We start from the raw sequence: 18377 nt of genomic DNA on the forward strand, positions 1-18377 counted from the left end.
GCGCCGGAGGATGTTCGACCGTCCCGGACCGCAGTAGGGTCGGGCCATGGACGACGTTCGGGTGGCGGCGATCGCCAGTCTCACCCCGCTCGAAGAACTGGACAGCGAGCCCTTCCTTGTCGACACGCGCGCCCAGCACGCGATGTGTGCCCGATGGGCGCACGACAAGGGGTACGTGGTCGCCCGCCGGTTGCTGTTCTACGGCATCCGGCCCGACCACGCGGAGCTGTGGGCGGACGTGGAGGCGGGGGCGGTCGACCTCTTCGTCGCCGCCAGCGAGCGGGTCCTCGCCCGCGCGGTGACCTCCGTGTCCGGATTCCGTGCCGAGTGCGAGCGCAGAGGCGTGCGCGTGGAGACCGTCTCGCCCGACGAACCGGCCTACGACGCGGCGGCGAAGGCCGGGGTGCACCGGCGGCTCTCCATGCCGACGGCCGGGTACGACGGCGTCTGACCGGGTCCGACCTGACACACCAGACGCCCCGCCCGTGCTCTCTTTCCGCCGTCGCCCGTGGGCGTTGTGCCACGCTTGGGGCAGGTAACGGGCGAAAGGCGAGGCCGGCGTGGGTGACGGGCGATGGGGCGGCGCCGCGCGCTGGCGGGCCGCGGGCCGCGCGCTGGCACGGGTGGTCGTGGTCTGGGCGGTGTCCACGCTCACGATGCTCGTGCTCGCCGGGGTCCTCCCGGACTTCCAGCTCCAGTCCGCCGACGGCGACAGCCTCACCCGGACGGCGCTCACCGCCGCCGCGGCGGCCGGTGCCTTCGGCCTCCTCGGCGCGCTGGTGTGGCCGCTGCTCGTCCGGGCGCTGCTGCTCGTCCCGGCGCTCGTCCTCGGCCTCCTCGTCTTCTTCCTGAACGGTTCGCTGCTGCTCGTAGCGCTCTGGCTGATCCCCGACGGGCGCGGCGCCGCCAACCCCGAGACGGCCGTCGTGGTCGCCGCCGTCATGTCCGCCGTGGCCTCCGCCACCTCCACCGCCCTCGCCGTCCGGGACGACGACGCCTACCGCCGCCGCCTCTACCGGCTGACCGGCCGCACCCGGCCCCGGGCGCCGGGGGACGCGCCGGAGCACGCTCCCGGCACGGTCTTCCTCCAGCTCGACGGCGTCGGCCACCGCGTCCTGCGCCGGGCCGTCGCCGACGGCCTGATGCCGACCGTCGCGGGGCTCCTCGACGCCGGACACCGGCTCACCCCCTGGCGCACCGACTGGTCGAGCCAGACCGGCGCCAGCCAGCTCGGCATCCTGCACGGCTCCAACGAGGACGTGCCCGCCTTCCGCTGGTACGAGAAGGACACCGGCCGCCTCATGGTGTCGAACCGGCCCTCCTCCGCCGTCGAGCTCCAGCGCCGCGCGGTGCGCCGCACCGGGGACGGCGGGCTCCTCACCTTCGACGGGGCGTCCCGGGGCAACCTCTTCAGCGGCGGGGCCGACCAGCTCGCGCTCGTCCTGTCGATGGCGGGGCGGCGCGGGCCCCGCAACCGTTCGCGCGCGGGCTACTTCGCGTACTTCTCCGACCCCGCGAACGCCGTCCGCACGGCCGGATCCTTCGTCACCGAATACCTGCGCGAGACGGTCCAGTCGACCCGGGCGCTGCTGCGCCGCGACACCCCGAGGGTCTCGCGGGGCGGCACCTACCCCTTCGTCCGCGCCTTCGCGACGGTCCTGGAACGGGACGTGGTGGTCTCGGCCGTGATGGGGGACATGCTCGCGGGGCGGACCGCCGTCTACGCCGACCTGGTGGCCTACGACGAGGTGGCGCACCACTCGGGTCCGCACGGCCGGGACACCGACCAGGTGCTCCGCCGTCTCGACCGCTCGGTCGGACTGATCGTCACGGTCGCCGAGCACGCCCCGCGCCCGTACCGGATCGTGCTCCTCTCCGACCACGGGCAGAGCCCGGGGGAGACCTTCGAGGGGGCGTACGGGCTGACGCTGAAGGACCTGGTGCGCGCCGGGTGCGGGCTGCCGGTGCCGCGCCGGGTGCGCAGGACCCGCAGCGGCTCGGAGGCACGGGACGCGGCCAGGGACGCGCTGCGGCTCGCGCTCCACCGGCCGGTGGACGAGACCGGGGAGTCGGCGCGGGAGCTGCCCGCCCGGCCCTCGGATCCGGTGGTCCTGGCCTCGGGGAACCTCGGGCTGATCTCCTTCCCCGACGTGCCGCACCGGATGACCCGGGAGGAGATCGAGCTGCGCCACCCGGCGCTGCTGCGGACCCTCGCGCACCATCCGGGCATCGGGTTCGTGCTGGTGGCGAGCGCCGAGCACGGTTCGGTGGTGCTTGCGGGGGACGGCACGGAGGTGCCGGTCGCGGAGCTCGACGACACCGGGCCGCTGGCCGTCTTCGGGCCGGGCGCGGCGGACGCGGTGCGGCGGACCGACGGCTTCCCGCACGTCGCGGACGTGATGGTGAACTCGATGCACGACCCGGTGACGGGGGCGGTGCACGCCTTCGAGGAGCAGATCGGTTCGCACGGCGGGCTCGGCGGCGAGCAGACGCGGCCGTTCCTCCTGTCGCCGCCGGAGCTGTCGGCGCCGGTGGGTCCGGGGGAGGAGCTGGCCGGTGCCGAGCAGGTGCACCGGGTGCTGCGGCGCTGGCTGAGGGAGTGCGAGGGCCCGCAGGTGCCGGTGGAGGATCCGCCGTCCACGGGCGGATCGGAATCACTTCTTCCGGTTGAGGGGCCGGTCGCGCAGGACAAAAAGCACTGATTTGGATGCCTGTTCGCCGCTACCGGACGATGGTCCGGAATGCACGACGGAAGGCGCACCACCCGATGAGCACGGCCACCACGCCACCCCGGAGCGGACCGGCGGACCCCACGGCAGCGGGCGCCCCCGGCGCCGACGGAGGCGACTCCCGGCACGCCCGGCGCTTCGGGCTCCCCGTCGCCACCGCCCTGGTCATGGGCAACATCATCGGCGGCGGCATCTTCCTGCTGCCCGCGTCCGTCGCCCGCTACGGCACGATCAGCCTCGTCGCCTTCGGTGTCCTCACCCTCGGCGCCATCGCCCTCGCCCTGGTCTTCGGCCGTCTCGCCCACCGCCACCCGAAGACCGGCGGACCCTACGTCTACGCCCGCGAGGCCTTCGGCGACTTCGCCGGATTCCTCACCGCCTGGTCGTACTGGATCACCACCTGGGTCTCCAACGCGGCCCTCGCCGTCGCCGCCGTCGGCTACCTCGACGTGCTGCTGCCCGTACACGGCTCGACCACCGCCACCATCGGCGCCGCGCTGCTCATCCAGTGGCTCCCCGCCCTCGCCAACCTGGCGGGCACCCGCTACGTCGGCGCCGTGCAGGTCGTCGCCACCGTCCTCAAGTTCGTGCCGCTGCTCCTCGTCGCGATCGGCGGCCTCTTCGCCTTCGACAGCGCCAACCTCGGCCCCTTCCACGCGGAGGGCGGCAGCGCCCTCGGCGCGGTCTCCGCCTCCGCCGCGATCCTGCTCTTCAGCTACCTCGGCGTGGAGTCCGCCGCCGTCAGCGCGGGCGAGGTCCGCGACCCGCGCCGGAACGTCGGCCGCGCCACCGTCCTGGGCACGCTCGCCGCCGCGCTGCTCTACCTCCTCACCACCCTGTCCGTCTTCGGCACCGTCCCGCACGAGCGGCTCGTCTCCTCGACCGCCCCCTTCACGGACTCCGTCAACCTGATGTTCGGCGGCTCCTGGGGTGGTACGGCCGTCGCGTGCATGGCCCTCGTCTCCATGCTCGGCGCGCTCAACGGCTGGACCCTGCTCAGCGCCCAGACCCCGTACGCGGCGGCCCGCGACGGACTCTTCCCGAAGGCCTTCACCCGCAAGCGGCGCGGAGTGCCCACGGTCGGCGTCGCCGTCACCGTCGTCCTCGCCTCGCTGCTGACCGTCTACAACTACACCTCGGGCAACCCGCGCGTCTTCGAGACCCTGGTCCTCGTCACCACCTTCACCGCGACCGTCCCGTATCTGCTCTCCGCCGCCGCACAGCTCTACTTCCTTCTCTCCGGCCGCCCCGACCGGGTGAACCGCGCCCGCCTCGTCCGCGACACCCTCCTCGCCCTGACCGCCTTCGGCTTCTCCCTCTGGCTGGTCGCGGGCTCCGGCCACGCCGCCGTCTACCAGGGCGTCCTGTTCCTCTTCGCGGGCGTCCCGGTGTACGCCTGGATGTCGGCCCGCCGACAGCGGGCGGCAGCCTCGTCCCCGGCGGACCGCACCTGACGCCGGGGGCACGGGCCCCGGCCCGGAAGGCCCGCCCGGAAGCACACCCCTCGGCGTCACCCGGCCACACGGGTGAGGGCCCCGATTCACTGGATCGGGTGAATTAAGTGCCCTGGGCGTAGCCCGACCGGGCGGATCTGCGGTCCCGGATGTCGGGGTTCCGGTTCCACGGGGAAATACGCATCTCCATGAGCCCCGCGTTCGGACCGCCCGCCGCGCCCGCCACCCCGGCGGGCCTCCGGACACGTCCGGCGCACCGCGGCGGGCACCGCTGGATCGCCCTGTTCCTCGTCCTCGCCGCGCTCCTCGGCACCGGAGCCGCCACGCCCACCGGCGGCGCCGAGGCCCGCCCCGCGACCGCCGCACCGGCGTCCGACCCGGGCACCGAGACCTACGAGCCCGCCGCCCCCGCGACCGGACTGCCGCCGCGCCCGCGACGGCACGCCACGGGCCTGCCCTCCGGCCGGCCCCTGCTCCGGCACCTCGGCGGACGGCGGCCCCACCGGGCCCCGGGCCCCGCCCCCGTACCCGGCCCGCGCGGCGAAGCGCCCCGGTGCGTGGTGATGCGCTGCTGAGAGACCCGGTCTCCAGCGGCATCCCCATCCCCCCGCACCACGAGGAGCTCCGTCATGCCCGTCGACCCCTTCGCCGTCCTCCAGGCACTGCTCCGCGCCGAGGCCTCCCGCTCCCGGCGCGCCGACCGTCTGGCGCCCGAACCCGCCGCCCCGGCCCCGGAGCCCGCCCCGGCGCCCGAGCCGTCCACACACCGGGACGATCCCACCCGCTGACCCGCACGGCACCCGACCGCCCCCGCACCGACCGACGCGGGCCCGGTGACATCCGATTTGCGTACTGGTGGACGGACGTATGAGGCTGTTCCGATGACCTCGACCGACCGGAACACCAGCCCCGATCGGTCCGCCGGACCCGGCTCCGGCCCGCCCGGCACCCCACCGGACGGGCCCCGCCCCGCGCTCCCGCGCCACGCCGCCGACCGGCTCCTCGCCTTCGCCCGCCACCCCTACCTCGACCGCCCCGACCCCTCGTACCGCGTCCGCCGCTGGCCCGACCTGATCGCGCTCTGCTTCGCCACGGTCTTCCTCTGGTCGAGCCTCACCCCCTCCCTGGTGCCCCGCCCCTGGTACCTCCAGGGCCTCGTCGGCGGCATCACCGCCACCATCGGATACGCCCTGGGCTCCGCCCTCGCCTGGCTCGTCCGGGCCCTGGTGTCCCGACGACCACCCGAACGCTTCCGCGCCCGCTGCTGGCAGGCGTACTGGCTGCTCAGCCCGCTGCTCACGCTCTGGCTCATCTCCGAGAGCGCCCGGATGCAGCGCCAGCTCCGGACCCTCCAGGGCCTGCCGCCCGCCCTCACCTGGCACACCCCGATGATCGCGCTCATCGCGCTCGGCCTGCTCCTCCTCGCGCTCCTCGTCGCCCGCTCCGTCCGGCTCGCCGCCGCCACCCTCATACGGCAGCTCGGCAGGCTCCTGCCCCGGCCCGTGGCCTTCGGCGTGGGCGCGGTCGTCTCCGCCCTCCTGGTCCTCGTCGGCGTCCGCGACGTCGTCTTCCACCGGGGAGTCGTCGACATCGCCGACCGCGTCTCCGCCGCCACCAACGGCGACACCAAGGAGGGCGTCCACCGGCCCCGCTCCCACCACGTCTCCGGCGGGCCGGGCTCCCTCCTCCGCTGGGCGGACCTCGGCTACCAGGGCCGTAACTTCACCGGCTCCGTCCCCACCCGGGACGCCCTCACCGCCTGGACCGGACGGCCCGCCCGCGACCCCGTCCGGGTCTACGTGCCCTCCGCGCTGCCCGCCGCCTTCGAGGACGACCGCCCGTTCGCGGCACAGGCACGGCTCGCCGTCCGCGAACTCGACCGCACCGGAGCCTTCGACCGCGCGGTCCTCGCCGTCGCGGGCACCACCGGCACCGGCTGGGTCGACCCGAACGTCGCCGAATCCCTGGAGTACATGTACGGCGGCGACACCGCGATCGTCGCCGTCCAGTACTCGTACCTGCCCAGCTGGCTCTCCTTCCTCGTCGACAAGGAGAAGGCGGGCCAGGCCACCCGCGCCCTCCTCGACGCCGTGCGCGCCCGGCTCGACACGCTCCCCGCCGACCACCGTCCCCGCCTCGTCGTCACCGGCGAGAGCCTCGGCGCCTACGCCGTCGAAGCCTCCTTCGACAGCGCCGACGACCTCCTCGCCTCCACCGACGGGGCCCTCCTCCTGGGCACCCCGAACTTCTCCCCGATCTCCCGGGAGATCCGCCGCGACCGCGACCCGGGCAGCCCCGTCTGGCGCCCCCAGTACCGGGACGGGCGCCACATCCGCTTCGCCCAGTTCCCGCAGACCGACCTCGCCCGCCCCGACGCCCGCTGGGAACAGCCCCGGGCCGTCTACCTCCAGAACGCCTCCGACCCCGTCGTCTGGTGGTCGCCCGACCTCCTCCTGAGCCGCCCCGACTGGCTCCGGCCGCCCCTCGGCCCCGACATCACCCCCGAGATCCGCTGGTTCCCCTTCGTCACCTTCTGGCAAACCTCCGTCGACATGGCCGTCTCGTACGGGGTCGACGCTCCGCACGGACACCGCTACGGCGCGGGCTCCGTCGACGGCTGGGCCGCCGTCCTCCCGCCCCCCGGCTGGACCGCCGCCGACACCGCCCGGCTCCGCGCCCACATCGGCCACCGCCCGGCCGCGTACTGACCGGCCCCGGTCACACCGCATTACCTCGCACGTAATCGACCAGCCCCGCGCCGCCCGGCATGCTCAGGGACACCGGAACCCGGGCGGCGCACTCCGCTCGGGCTCCGGGACCACCACCAGCACGAACGTCCCCCATGGAGGGTGATCCGCCATGTCCCAGGCCCTGCTCGCCGGTCTCGCCCGCACCAACCGCCCCCAGACCGCGGTGCGCCGTGTCCTCGCTCTCGACGCCGTCGTCACCGGCGCCAACGGCATCGCCTACGCCGTCGCCTCCGGCCCCCTCGGGGAGCTCCTCGGCGTCGACCCGGGGCTCCTCCTCGGACTCGGCCTCTTCCTCACCGCGTTCGCCGCCGGGGTCGCCCTGCTCGCCACCCGCCCGCAGCCCCCGGCGACAGCCGTGAAGCTGGTCGTCGACGCCAACGTCCTCTGGGCCGTCCTGAGCGTCGTCGCCCTCTTCGCCTGGCTGGAGCCGACCACGGCCGGCCTCTTCTGGACCCCGGTACAGGCGCTCACCGTCGCCGGATTCGCCGCGCTCCAGTGGATCGCCCTGCGGGCCGTCGCCGCCGGACGCTAGGCCTCCTCCTCCCGGCGTCCGTCGGTGCCATTGGTGCCATTGGTGTCGGCGGGTTCGTCGAACGGTGGCAGCGACCGCAGATACGCGACCGTCGCCGGGTCGGCCGGGAGGAACGTCTCGATGGCCAGCTCGGCGACCGTCACGTCCAGCGGGGTGTTGAACGTCGAGATCGACGACACGAACGACAGCACCCGCCCGTCGTGCTCGATGCGCAACGGCAGCGCGAAGTACGGGTACGGGTCCGCGGCGCCGCCGTCACCCGCCGCGCCGCCGTCCGTACCCGAGGGCACGGGATACGCCGCCACCTCCGCGTACAGCGCGCGCAGCGACTCCGAACGGGCCAGCCCGATCTGACGCTCCATCTGGGCCAGCAGATGACCCCGCCACTCCGGCAGGTTCCTGACCCGGGGCGCCAGCCCCTCCGGGTGCAGGGTGATCCGCATCGCGTTCAGCGGCGGGGTGAGGAGATGCTCCGGCAGCCCGTCGAGCAGCATCCCGATGCCCCGGTTGGCCGCCACCACCGTGTACGAACCGTCCACCACCAGCGCCGGATACGGCTCGTACCCCCGCAGCAGCCGCTCGATGCCCTCCCGGAGCGTCTCCAGACGCGGGGCGTCGAGCGGCGACTGCGTGTACCGGGGCGCGTAACCGGCGGCGAGGAGCAGCGCGTTCCGGTCCCGCACCGGCACCTCCAGGTGCTCGGCGAGCCGCAGCACCATCTCCTCGCTCGGGCGCGACCTGCCCGTCTCCACGAACGAGATGTGCCGCGCCGAGGATTCCGCGCGCAGCGCCAGCTCCAGCTGGCTCAGCCGCCGCTGCTCCCGCCACCCCCGCAGGAGCGGTCCCACCCCCGCCACCGTGTCGCTCACGACCGTCGTCATGGCCAGACGGTATCCCAGAGGCACGCCCGGGTACGTTCCCCCGGGGACCGCTGTCCGTCACCCGTACCGCCCGACCGGAGGGAGCACCGCCGTGCCCACACAGCCGCTGTCGCAGAAGGAGATCGAGGACCGCCTGCGGGAGCTCCCCGGCTGGTCCGCCGGAGACGACCGCCTCACCCGCTCCTACCGTCTCGCCGACCACTTCGCGGCCACCGCGCTCGTCGTCCATGTGGCCCAGATCCAGCAGGAACTGGACCACCACTCCGACCTGACCCTCGGCTACAACACCGTCCTGCTCTCCGTGCACACCCACTCCGTGGGCGGCTTCGTCACCGAGAAGGACTTCACCCTCGCCGAACGCGTCGAGCGGATCGCCCCCGGCCACGGCGCCCACTGACCCGGCGGCCCGCCCCGGCGGCCCCGCCCCCTCGACGGGACGGCGCTCGCCCTCCCGGGCCGGGGCCGGGACCGGCACGGCGGACGGCCCCGGGGCTCCCCGCCCCGGGGCCGTCCGCCGCCGATCCGTGCCGCGACGGCGGCTCGGGACGCCGTTCAGGAACCGCTTCCGCCCCACACCCCGTCGGCGAACCCCGTGAACGAGCGCGGCTCGCGGCCGAGGACCCGCTGCACCCCGTCCGTCACCGAGGCGTTGTGGCCGTCGAGCAGCGACGCGAACAGGGCGGCCACCCACTCGGCCTCCGGCGCGGGAAGCCCGAAGCCCGTCAGGAGTTTCGCGTACGCCTCCCCGGACACCGCCTCGTAGACCACCGGACGGCCCGAGGCGCGGGAGATCTCCGCCGCCACCTCGGCGAAGTCCACCGCCCGGGGCCCCGTCAGGTCATGCGCCCGCCCCGCGTGGGCGTCGTCCGTCAGGGTCTCCACGACGACGTCCGCGAGGTCGTCCGCGTCGATGAACGGCTCGGCCGTGTCCCCCGCCGGGAAGACCAGCGTGCCCGCCGCCACCCCCTCCGCGAGCAACCCCGCGGAGAAGTTCTGCGCGAAGAACGCGGCCCGCACGACGGCCAGTTCCACCCCCTCGGCGGCGTTCCGCAGGGCCTCCTCGGCCACCGCCGCCTCCGGCTCGCCCCGCCCCGACAGCAGGGTGATCCGCCGGACCCCGCCCTCCACGGCCAGCCGCCCGAAGGTCGCCATGGCCTCCGCCGCGCCCGGCGCGGCCAGGTCCGGGTAGTAGGCCACGTACGCGGAGTCCGCGCCCCGCAGCGCCGCCGCCCAGGTCTCCGGGTCCTCCCAGTCGAACGGGGTGGGGCCGCGCCGGGCCCCGGCCCGGACGGTGTGCCCGCGCGCCGCGAGCCGCTCGGCGACCCGCCGTCCCGTCTTGCCGGTGGCGCTCGTCACGAGCACGATCCGAGTGTCCTCAGTGCTCCGCGCGTCCTGTGCGCCCTGAGACTCCCGCGAGCCCTGTGCGTGAAGCGTGCCCTGCATGTCCTGTGTGTCCTGCGCGTTCCGCGTGTCCTGCGTGTCCTGCGTGTCCTGCGTGTTCCGCGTGTCGTCCGTCTGCTTCGTCATGGCTCAAGACTTCCGCCCACGGCCCGCGCCGCCCATGCTCCGTCGTCTCGCCCCCCTGCGTCTGCGTCTCACCGGACCGCTCGCCTACCCTTGCGACCCATGGACGCACTCGCCGGACTCCTCGACGGCCCCCGTGCCAGGGGCGCCTTCCTGCTCCGCATGGTCATGGAGCCGCCGTGGTCCGTGCGCGTCGAGGACGGCGCACCGATCTGTCTGATGTGCGTCACCGAAGGCGAGGCGTGGATCGTCCCCCGCACCGGCGACCCGGTCCTGCTGCGGCCCGGCGACCTCGCCGTCGTCCGGGGACCGGAGCCGTACACCGTCGCGGACACCCCCGACGCACCGCCCCGCGCCCTCATCGGCCCCGACGGGGCCTGCACCACCCTCACCGGGGAGCCGCTCGCCGAGTCGATGCGGCTCGGCGTCCGGACCTGGGGCAACGCTCCCGACGGGCGGACCACCGTCCTCGTCGGCACCTACCGGATGGACGGCGAGGTCGGCCGTCGTCTCCTCGACGCCCTGCCGGACCTCGCGCACCTGCCCGCCGACGGATGGCGGTGCCCCCTGATGCCCTTCCTCGACGAGGAGATCGCCCGCGACGAACCCGGCCAGAGCGTGGTCCTCGACCGGGTCCTCGACCTGCTGCTCATCGCCGGGGTCAGGGCCTGGTTCTCCCGGCCCGGCGCCGAGGCGCCCGCCTGGTACCGGGCGATGGGCGACCCGGTGGTCGGCCGGGCGCTGCGGCTGCTCCAGGACGACCCGGCCCACCCGTGGACCGTGGCCTCGCTCGCTGCGAAGGCGGACGTGTCCCGGGCGGCGCTCGCCCGTCGCTTCACGGCCCTCGTCGGCGAGCCCCCGATGGCGTACCTCACCGGCTGGCGGCTCGCGCTCGCCGCCGATCTGCTGCGCGAGACGGACGCCACGGTCGAGTCCGTGGCCCGGCAGGTCGGCTACAGCGGCGCCTTCGCCCTCAGCGCCGCCTTCAAACGGGTCCGGGGGATCAGCCCGCAGGAGCACCGCACCGGACCGTGACCTCGCGGAACCCGGGGAACGATTTGCCGTACCGGCAACATTTCTCGCGGATTCGGCCGGTCCGGCGCACCCTGGTCCCATGAGTCAGCAGAGCGCGTCCCACCACGACCAGCAGCCCGGCCACGACCACCGGTCCGGCCACGGACACCGGCACGGCAAGGGCCACGGCCACGGGCACGGTCCCCACGACAGCACCCACCTGGACTGGAACGAACTGGCGCCCGCCCTGGAGCGTCAGGCCGAGATCGCGGGCCCCGCCTACGCGGAGGCCGCCGCCTGGCTGGGCACGCTCGCCCCGGTGCCCGGCGTCCGCCGCGTCCTCGACGTCGGCAGCGGCCCCGGCGTCATCACCGCCCTGCTCGCGGAGGCCTTCCCGCTGGCCGAGACGGTCGCCGTCGACGGATCCCCGGAACTCCTCGCCCGCGCCCTGCGGCACGCCGGGGCGCGCGGTCTCGGCGACCGGGTCTCCACCCTGCACGCCGAACTCCCCGAGGGCATCGCCGGTCTCGGGCGGGCCGACCTGATCTGGGCGGGCAACTCCCTGCACCACCTCGGCGACCAGCGGGCCGCGCTCGCCGAGTTCGCCGGGCTGCTCGAACCGGGCGGTCTGATGGTCCTCGTCGAGGGCGGTCTGCCCACCCGCCACCTGCCCCGGCACATCGGCATCGGACGCCCCGGTCTCGAAGCGCGTCTCGACGCCGTCCACGCCGACTGGTTCGGCGAGATGCGCGCCGGGCTCCCCGACAGCAAAGACGAGCCGGACGACTGGCGCGCCCTGCTCGCCGGTGCCGGACTCACGCCCTCGGGCACCCGTACGTTCCTCACCGACGTCCCGGCGCCGGTCGCCCCGGTCGTACGGGACATGGCCGTGATGCACTACGAGCGGCTCAGGGAAGGGATCGGCACCGGTCTCGACGCCGACGACCGGGCGACCCTGGACCGGCTCCTCGACCCCGCCGACGCGCTCTCCCTCCACCGGCGCACGGACCTCTTCCATCTGACGGCCCGTACGGTCCACACCGCCCGCAAGGGCTGACGGACCGGCCTTCCGGCCCTCCGGTCAGGACACCGGCTCCAGCCGCCACCACTGGAACGGGGAGTCGGTGTCCTCCCACTGGCGCACCTCGGCGCCCGGCTCCGTGGAACCGTCGGCGACCTCCAGGAACAGCCCGCTGACGAAACTCACCAGGGCCACCGTGCCGGGCGACTGGAGGTCCTGCTCGATGATCCACTCCTGGGCGCCGAAGTTGTTCGCCCGCCACTGCTGGACGCGGGCCCCGTTCTCCGTGGACGCGTTCGCCACGTCGAGGCGCTTGCCGCCCGCCGCGTTGACCAGGTGGTGCAGTCCGCCGCCGCCCGGGACCGGCGCGATGTGCCACCGCTGCCCGGCCGTCCCGTCGTCGGCGGCCTGCAGGACCTTGGCCCCGCTGCGCGTCGAGCCCTCGAACACCTCCAGGAGCAGCCCGCTGCCCACGTTCCGCACCCGGTAGAGACCCTCCGACACGGGCCCCGGCGTACCGCTCACCGTTCCGACTCCTCATGTTCCGTTCCGCACGTCCGACGGGTCGCCGTGCCCCGGCCCGCGCCGGGACCTCACGCCCCGTCACCGACCTTAGGCGCCGGGTACGACAACGCCGCCGCCCACCGCGGCCCGACCGGTGCGGGCAGCGGGCGGCGGCGTCGTCGTCGCTCGGCGCGTACGGCTACCGGCCCCGTACGCGTCGCGGGCGCCGCACCGCGGACACGGCGCGGCGCCGCAGGGGCGGCTCCTTCAGGCGCCGACGTTGAACTCGGCCGGGTCCGGGCCCAGCCGGCGCGACTCGTCGAGCGCGGAGATCGCGGCCAGGTCCTCGGCGTCCAGCTCGAAGCCGAAGACGTCGATGTTCTCCCGGATGCGCGCCGGGGTGACCGACTTCGGGATCACCACGTTGCCCAGCTGGAGGTGCCAGCGCAGCACCACCTGCGCCGGGGAGCGGCCGTGCTTGCGGCCGATCGCGACGATCGCCGGAACCTCCAGGAGGCCCTTGCCCGAGCCGAGCGGCGACCACGCCTCGGTCGCGATGCCGTACCGGGCGTGCACCTCGCGCGACCCGGCCTGCGGAAGCTGCGGGTGCAGCTCGATCTGGTTGACGGCGGGCACCACCGACGTCTCGCCGATCAGCCGCTCCAGGTGCTCCGGGAGGAAGTTCGAGACGCCGATCGCCCTGGCGCGCCCGTCCGCGTGGATCTTCTCGAGCGCGCGGTACGTGTCGACGTACGCGTCCTTCGCGGGCGTCGGCCAGTGGATCAGGTACAGGTCGACGTGGTCGAGCCCGAGCTTGTCCAGGGAGGTGTCGAAGGCCTTCAGGGTCGCGTCGTAGCCCTGGTCGCTGTTCCACACCTTGGTGGTCACGAACAGGTCCTCGCGGGCGATCCCGGAGGCGGCGACGGCCCGGCCGGTGCCCTCCTCGTTCCCGTAGACGGCGGCGGTGTCGATCGAACGGTAACCGGCCTCCAGGGCGGTCGCGACGGCCGTCTCGGCCTCGTCGTCCGGCACCTGCCAGACACCGAAGCCCAGCTGCGGCATCCGGACGCCGTTGTTCAGGGTGACCGGGGGAACCTTGCTGTCCGTGCTCACGTGGGAGGGGTCCTTACGTTGTCGCTGGCCGTGGTGGGCGTACGTCCGCCACGGCGGGTACGGGGTACTCCCCACGACAACGATCACGGGCCGCCCCGCATTCCGGTCCCCCCGGAAACCGCCTCCGCCGGGCCGGGCTCAGCCGTACAGCGCCTCGACCTCGGCCGCGTACGCCCGCTCGATCGCCTTGCGCTTCAGCTTCAGGGACGGGGTGAGCAGCCCGTGCTCCTCGCTGAACGGATGCGCGAGGATACGGAAGGTGCGGATCGACTCCGCCTGCGAGACCAGCGTGTTCGCGGCCACCACGCCCCGCCGGATCTCCCTCTCCAGGGACGTGTCCCGGACCAGCTCGGCCGGTCCGAGCGGTGCCCGCCCCCGCATCGCCAGCCAGTGCTCCACCGCCTCCCGGTCGAGCGTCACCAGGGCGGCGACGTACGGCCGGTCGTCGCCGACCACGATGCACTGGGCGATCAGCGGATGCGCCCGCACGCGCTCCTCAAGGGCTGCCGGGGCGACGCTCTTGCCGCCGGACGTCACCAGGATCTCCTTCTTGCGGCCGGTGAGCGTCAGATACCCCTCCGCGTCGAGGGATCCCAGATCGCCGGTGGCCAGCCAGCCGTCGCTGAGGACGGCGGCCGTCTCCTCCGGGGCGTTGAGGTAGCCCGAGAAGACCTGCCCGCCGTGCACCCACACCTCACCGTCCTCCGCGATGTGCACCGTCGTCCCCGGTACCGGCTGCCCGACCGTGCCGTACCGGACGCGCCCCGGCGGGTTCGCGGTGGCGGCGGCCGACGACTCGGTCAGCCCGTACCCCTCGTACACCGTGATCCCCGCCCCGGCGAAGAAGAGCCCCTGCCCCCGGTCCATGGCGGAACCGCCCGACATGGCGTGCCGGAGCCGCCCGCCGAGCGCCGCGCGGACCTTCCCGTACACCGTCCGCTCGAAGAACTGGTGCTGGACGCGCAAGGCCGCCGAAGGCCCGGGGCCGGTCCCGAAAGCCCGCTGCTCCAGCGCCTCCGCGTAGCCGACCGCCACCTCGACGGCCTTGTCGAACGGGCCCAGCCTGCCCTCCCGCTCCGCCTTGCGCCGCGCCCCCTGGAAGACCTTCTCGAAGACGTACGGCACGGCGAGCACGAAACTCGGCCGGAACGCCGCCAGGTCCGGCAGCAGTGCGTCCGCCGCCATCACCGGCTGGTGCCCCAGCTTCACCCCGCTGCGGACCGCCGCCACTTCCACCATCCGCCCGAAGACGTGCGCGAGCGGCAGGAACAGCAGCGTCGACGCGGGCTCGCCGGGCCGGGACCGGAACACCGGCTCCCACCGGCCCACCAGCATGTCCGTCTCGAACATGAAGTTGGCGTGGGTGAGGACACAGCCCTTCGGACGGCCGGTCGTCCCCGAGGTGTAGACGACCGTCGCCACCGTCTCCGGAGTCACCGCCCGCCGGTGCCGGTGCACCACCTCCTCGTCGATGCCCGCGCCCGCCGCCGTCAGCTCGCCCACCGCGCCCGCGTCCAGCTGCCACAGCCGCCGGAGCAGGGGCAGCCGGTCGATCACCGAACCGACCGTCATCGCGTGGTCCTCGTGCTCCACCACACAGGCCGTGGCCCCGGAGTCGTACAGCGTCCAGAGGACCTGCTCGGCGGAGGACGTCGGATACACCGGTACGGGCTGCGCGCCCACCGTCCACAGCGCGAAGTCGAACAGCGTCCACTCGTAGCGGGTACGGGCCATCAGCGCGACCCGGTCGCCGAACCGCACGCCCTCCGCGATCAGTCCCTTCGCCAGCCCCAGGACCTCGTCCCGGAACCGCGCCGCCGTCACGTCGTGCCAGGCGCCGTCCGGGCCCTTCCGGCCCAGCACGACCCGGCCGGGTTCGTCGTCGCCCCGCTCGAACACGGGGTCCGCCAGACCACCGGTCGCAGGGGCCGCCTCGACGGGCGGCACGGTGAACTCGCGCACTGCTCCTCCTCGACGGCTCCATGGCCGGCTCGGTGGCTGGAAACGTCCTGTTGACGCGCTCCGTACGGCGGGGCGACCGTACCCCACCCGACTGCCCGGCGGGAGGGCCTTCACCAAGCCGGGACATTCCCCGTTCGTACAGGTCAGAATGGGTGGGGGAGGGAAGCGGCCGGGACGGAGGGGCCGTCGCGTACCGGACGGTACGGACCTCGGCCGGGAATCTCCACGGAATCTGTACGGACCGCGCACGCGACCCACCGCAGGCCGATGATCGCCCCTCCGGGGAGCGGCGCGGCCGACTTTCCACCCGGCCTGACCAGCCCCAGCTCCGAAACCCCGCCGCGGCTCAAGCCCCGGCCGCCCCGCTCCACCGGGCGCCCGCTCACCCGGCCCTACTCGTTCTCCCTCCGCGCCACCGGCCGCCCGTTCACCCCGGTCGGTGCAGGCGGTCGCCACCCGCCAGGATCGCCTCCGCCAGGGCGTCCGCCGCCTCCCGCACCGTCCCGCCCCGGCCGCTCCCGCGCAGCACGAACCCCACCTCGCCGAGGTCCGGCAGCCCCGCGCGGGCCGGGACCGGCACCAGACCCGGCGGCACCATGCCCCGCGTGTGCACCATCACGCCGAGTCCCGCGCGGGCCGCCGCCACGTTGGCGCTCAGGCTGGAACTCGTACACGCGATCCGCCACGCCCGGCCCCCCGCCTCCAGCGCCTCCAGAGCGCGCGCCCGGGTGATCCCCGGCGGCGGATACAGGATCAGCGGCACCGGGCGGTCCGGATCGAGCCGCAGCCCCGGCGCCCCGATCCAGATCAGCGCGTCCTCCCACACCAGCCGCCCGCCGCTCTCCGCACCGCGCCGCTTCGCCAGGATGAGATCGAGCCGGCCGGCCGCGAGCCGGGCCTGCAGCGTCCCGGACAGCTCGACCGTCAACTCCAGGTCGACCTCGGGGTGTTCGCGCCGGAACGACTCCAGGATCTCCGGCAGCCGGGTCGTCACGAAGTCCTCGGAGGCCCCGAACCGCAGCCGTCCGCGCAGCCGGGTCCCGCCGAAGAACGCCGCCGCCCGCTCGTGCGCCTGGAGGATCGTCCGCGCGAAGCCGAGCATCGCCTCGCCGTCCTCGGTCAGCGCCACCCGGTGCGTGTCCCGGACGAACAAGGGCCGTCCGGTCGCCGCCTCGAGGCGCCGCACGTGCTGGCTGACGGTCGACTGCCGCAGCCCGAGACGGCCCGCGGCCCGGGTGAAGCTCAGCGTCTGGGCCACGGCGAGGAAGGTGCGCAGCTGAGTGGGCTCGTACACGGGACGACCGTACCGGGCTCATCGCGCATCGTGATGACAGTCAGAGAGCCGTACGGGATTCCCGATCACCGCCGGATGGATCAGGATGGGGAGGCGTGCCCCCTCTCGGGAGACCGGGGCGCGCGGCGGGGGCCCCGGGGGCAAGGCGCGTGGGTCCTCTCCGCGCCGGGGTACGCGCGCCCGGTGGGACGAGGGCACGACGAGGACCTGCCGGGGCCGGGGACGCGCACCACACCACGACCCCGGGCCCGCGGCGCGAGGGGCGGGTGTCCGCCCCGCAGAACCACAGGACCACGGGCGCCGGACCACCCCCGTGGACAGGAACGGGGACACCGGTCCCGCCGCAGCACGACCCACGACCGCGCAGCACAAGAGCAGTGGAGCCCATGACCGACCACACGCCCGGCCCGACCTCCCGCCGTGTCCCCTCGCTCCGGCTGCCGTCCTGGCTGCCCGTCGACGGATACGTCCTCGCCCTGCTCGGCACGGTCGGCCTCGCCGCGCTCCTGCCCGCCTCGGGCACCACCGCCGATGTCGTCGGGGGCACCGCGACCGGTGCGGTGGCCCTCCTGTTCTTCCTCTACGGCGCCCGGCTCTCCACCCGCGAGGCCCTCGACGGACTGCGGCACTGGCGGCTCCACCTCACCGTCCTCGCCGCCACCTTCGTCCTCTTCCCGCTGCTCGGGCTCGCCGCGCGGGGCCTCGTCCCCGGCGTCCTCACGCCCCAGCTCTACGGGGGTTTCCTCTTCCTCTGCCTGGTGCCGTCCACCATCCAGTCCTCCATCGCCTTCACGTCGATCGCCCGGGGCAACGTGCCCGCCGCGATCTGCGCGGGCTCCTTCTCCTCCCTCGCGGGCATCGCCCTGACCCCGCTGCTCGCGGCGGCGCTCCTCGGCGGCGGCATGGGCGGCCTCTCCGCCGACGGGCTGCTGAGGATCGTGCTCCAGCTGCTCGTCCCCTTCCTGGCGGGCCAGGTCCTGCGCCGCTGGGTCGGCGGCTTCCTCGTCCGGAACAAGAAGGTCCTGGGGCTGGTGGACCGGGGTTCGATACTGCTGGTCGTCTACACCGCCTTCAGCCAGGGCATGGTCGCCGGGATCTGGCACCTGGTGACCCCGGCGCGGCTCGGTCTGCTGCTGGTCGCCGAGGCCGTCCTGCTGGCGGTGATGCTGACGGTGACCTGGTACGGCTCCGGCCGCCTCGGCTTCGGCCGGGCCGACCGGATCGCGATCCAGTTCGCGGGCTCGAAGAAGAGCCTGGCGGCCGGGCTGCCGATGGCCAGCGTCCTCTTCGGCGCGCAGGCGTCGCTGGCGGTGCTCCCGCTGATGCTCTTCCACCAGATGCAGCTGATGGTCTGCGCGGTCATCGCCCGCCGCCGCTCCGCAGACCCGGACGAGTCGGGAACGGGCTCTCCGGCCACGGACGCTCCGGGCACCGACACCGACACCGATACCGACACCGACACCGACGCCCCGGACGCGGCCGTCCCCGCCGCAGCCGCGAGCGCGGACGGCCCGGCGGTCACGAACGCGCACGCGGCGGGGGCACCGGCACGGTGAGCGCGGGCCGGGGACGACGGCGGACGCCCCGCGAGCACGGCAC

General features: G+C 74.5%; 17 protein-coding genes. 11 read left to right on the top strand and 6 right to left on the bottom strand.

Annotation, left to right across the window (positions count from 1 at the left end; genetic code table 11):
- The first annotated feature begins 46 nt into the window (after positions 1-46).
- The 7 genes from ACIRQY_RS00790 (at position 47) to ACIRQY_RS00820 (ending at position 7465) form a co-directional block, all read left to right on the top strand.
- A complete protein-coding gene (locus ACIRQY_RS00790) occupies positions 47-451 on the top strand; it encodes a recombinase family protein (RefSeq protein ID WP_351780163.1) in 405 nt (134 codons plus the stop codon).
- A 109-nt stretch (positions 452-560) separates the two neighbouring features.
- Entirely contained in the window at positions 561-2702 is a 2142-nt protein-coding gene (locus tag ACIRQY_RS00795) for a phage holin family protein (protein WP_403921225.1), read from the top strand.
- Between the two features lie 65 nt (positions 2703-2767).
- Positions 2768-4183, top strand: a complete 1416-nt coding sequence (locus ACIRQY_RS00800) for an amino acid permease (protein ID WP_403921228.1) — start codon at positions 2768-2770, stop codon at positions 4181-4183.
- Between the two features lie 188 nt (positions 4184-4371).
- Positions 4372-4758 carry a hypothetical protein gene (locus tag ACIRQY_RS00805; RefSeq protein WP_403921231.1) on the top strand — a complete coding sequence of 129 codons (387 nt, stop codon included), beginning with the start codon at positions 4372-4374 and terminating at the stop codon, positions 4756-4758.
- A gap of 54 nt (positions 4759-4812) precedes the next feature.
- Positions 4813-4971 carry a hypothetical protein gene (locus ACIRQY_RS00810; protein ID WP_351780152.1) on the top strand — a complete coding sequence of 53 codons (159 nt, stop codon included), beginning with the start codon at positions 4813-4815 and terminating at the stop codon, positions 4969-4971.
- A gap of 93 nt (positions 4972-5064) precedes the next feature.
- Positions 5065-6891, top strand: coding sequence for an alpha/beta hydrolase (locus ACIRQY_RS00815; RefSeq protein WP_403921234.1), 1827 nt, complete (start codon positions 5065-5067; stop codon positions 6889-6891).
- Between the two features lie 151 nt (positions 6892-7042).
- Positions 7043-7465 (top strand): hypothetical protein, encoded by a 423-nt coding sequence (locus ACIRQY_RS00820; protein WP_351780146.1) that lies wholly within the window; start codon positions 7043-7045, stop codon positions 7463-7465.
- Here the strand turns inward: ACIRQY_RS00820 and ACIRQY_RS00825 are convergent.
- Positions 7462-8346: a helix-turn-helix domain-containing protein gene (locus tag ACIRQY_RS00825; RefSeq protein WP_403921237.1), complete on the bottom strand. Its 885-nt coding sequence runs from the start codon at positions 8344-8346 to the stop codon at positions 7462-7464. The two genes, ACIRQY_RS00820 and ACIRQY_RS00825, sit on opposite strands and share 4 nt — an antisense overlap.
- Before the next feature lie 91 nt (positions 8347-8437).
- Between ACIRQY_RS00825 and ACIRQY_RS00830 the strand changes: the two genes are divergently transcribed.
- On the top strand, positions 8438-8743 hold the full coding sequence (locus ACIRQY_RS00830; RefSeq protein WP_403921241.1) for a 4a-hydroxytetrahydrobiopterin dehydratase: 306 nt from the start codon (positions 8438-8440) through the stop codon (positions 8741-8743).
- A 155-nt stretch (positions 8744-8898) separates the two neighbouring features.
- On the opposite strand, the gene ACIRQY_RS00835 is transcribed toward ACIRQY_RS00830, so the two are convergent.
- Entirely contained in the window at positions 8899-9789 is an 891-nt protein-coding gene (locus ACIRQY_RS00835; RefSeq protein WP_403922250.1) for an NmrA family transcriptional regulator, read from the bottom strand.
- Positions 9790-9972: 183 nt separating this feature from the next.
- Between ACIRQY_RS00835 and ACIRQY_RS00840 the strand changes: the two genes are divergently transcribed.
- Both ACIRQY_RS00840 and ACIRQY_RS00845 read left to right on the top strand, forming a co-directional pair.
- Complete coding sequence (locus tag ACIRQY_RS00840) at positions 9973-10905, top strand: AraC family transcriptional regulator (RefSeq protein WP_351780134.1); 933 nt, start codon at positions 9973-9975, stop codon at positions 10903-10905.
- 79 nt (positions 10906-10984) lie between these two features.
- Entirely contained in the window at positions 10985-11941 is a 957-nt protein-coding gene (locus ACIRQY_RS00845; RefSeq protein WP_403921244.1) for a class I SAM-dependent methyltransferase, read from the top strand.
- Positions 11942-11965: 24 nt separating this feature from the next.
- Here ACIRQY_RS00845 and ACIRQY_RS00850 read toward each other — a convergent pair whose 3' ends face one another.
- The 4 genes from ACIRQY_RS00850 to ACIRQY_RS00865 form a co-directional block, all read right to left on the bottom strand.
- Positions 11966-12430 (bottom strand): RICIN domain-containing protein, encoded by a 465-nt coding sequence (locus ACIRQY_RS00850; RefSeq protein ID WP_403921247.1) that lies wholly within the window; start codon positions 12428-12430, stop codon positions 11966-11968.
- Positions 12431-12676: 246 nt separating this feature from the next.
- Complete coding sequence (locus tag ACIRQY_RS00855) at positions 12677-13471, bottom strand: aldo/keto reductase (protein WP_403922252.1); 795 nt, start codon at positions 13469-13471, stop codon at positions 12677-12679.
- 189 nt (positions 13472-13660) lie between these two features.
- Entirely contained in the window at positions 13661-15484 is a 1824-nt protein-coding gene (locus ACIRQY_RS00860) for an AMP-dependent synthetase/ligase (RefSeq protein WP_403921249.1), read from the bottom strand.
- Positions 15485-15911: 427 nt separating this feature from the next.
- Positions 15912-16778 (bottom strand): LysR substrate-binding domain-containing protein, encoded by an 867-nt coding sequence (locus tag ACIRQY_RS00865; RefSeq protein ID WP_403921251.1) that lies wholly within the window; start codon positions 16776-16778, stop codon positions 15912-15914.
- A gap of 386 nt (positions 16779-17164) precedes the next feature.
- On the opposite strand from ACIRQY_RS00865, the gene ACIRQY_RS00870 reads away from it, so the two are divergent.
- Positions 17165-18334, top strand: a complete 1170-nt coding sequence (locus ACIRQY_RS00870; protein WP_403921254.1) for a bile acid:sodium symporter family protein — start codon at positions 17165-17167, stop codon at positions 18332-18334.
- The last annotated feature ends 43 nt before the right edge of the window (positions 18335-18377 follow it).

The organism is Streptomyces sp. NPDC101490, from assembly GCF_044767145.1.
GTDB lineage: Bacteria > Actinomycetota > Actinomycetes > Streptomycetales > Streptomycetaceae > Streptomyces.

Excerpts from the sequence above, each read along its gene's own strand:
- ACIRQY_RS00790 (WP_351780163.1), top strand. The coding sequence starts at position 47 with ATGGACGACGTTCGGGTGGCGGCGATCGCCAGTCTCACCCCGCTCGAA.
- ACIRQY_RS00800 (WP_403921228.1), top strand. The coding sequence starts at position 2,768 with ATGAGCACGGCCACCACGCCACCCCGGAGCGGACCGGCGGACCCCACG.
- ACIRQY_RS00805 (WP_403921231.1), top strand. The coding sequence starts at position 4,372 with ATGAGCCCCGCGTTCGGACCGCCCGCCGCGCCCGCCACCCCGGCGGGC.
- ACIRQY_RS00810 (WP_351780152.1), top strand. The coding sequence starts at position 4,813 with ATGCCCGTCGACCCCTTCGCCGTCCTCCAGGCACTGCTCCGCGCCGAG.
- ACIRQY_RS00815 (WP_403921234.1), top strand. The coding sequence starts at position 5,065 with ATGACCTCGACCGACCGGAACACCAGCCCCGATCGGTCCGCCGGACCC.
- ACIRQY_RS00820 (WP_351780146.1), top strand. The coding sequence starts at position 7,043 with ATGTCCCAGGCCCTGCTCGCCGGTCTCGCCCGCACCAACCGCCCCCAG.
- ACIRQY_RS00825 (WP_403921237.1), bottom strand. The coding sequence starts at position 8,346 with ATGACGACGGTCGTGAGCGACACGGTGGCGGGGGTGGGACCGCTCCTG.
- ACIRQY_RS00835 (WP_403922250.1), bottom strand. The coding sequence starts at position 9,789 with ATGCAGGGCACGCTTCACGCACAGGGCTCGCGGGAGTCTCAGGGCGCA.
- ACIRQY_RS00840 (WP_351780134.1), top strand. The coding sequence starts at position 9,973 with ATGGACGCACTCGCCGGACTCCTCGACGGCCCCCGTGCCAGGGGCGCC.
- ACIRQY_RS00845 (WP_403921244.1), top strand. The coding sequence starts at position 10,985 with ATGAGTCAGCAGAGCGCGTCCCACCACGACCAGCAGCCCGGCCACGAC.
- ACIRQY_RS00855 (WP_403922252.1), bottom strand. The coding sequence starts at position 13,471 with ATGCCGCAGCTGGGCTTCGGTGTCTGGCAGGTGCCGGACGACGAGGCC.
- ACIRQY_RS00870 (WP_403921254.1), top strand. The coding sequence starts at position 17,165 with ATGACCGACCACACGCCCGGCCCGACCTCCCGCCGTGTCCCCTCGCTC.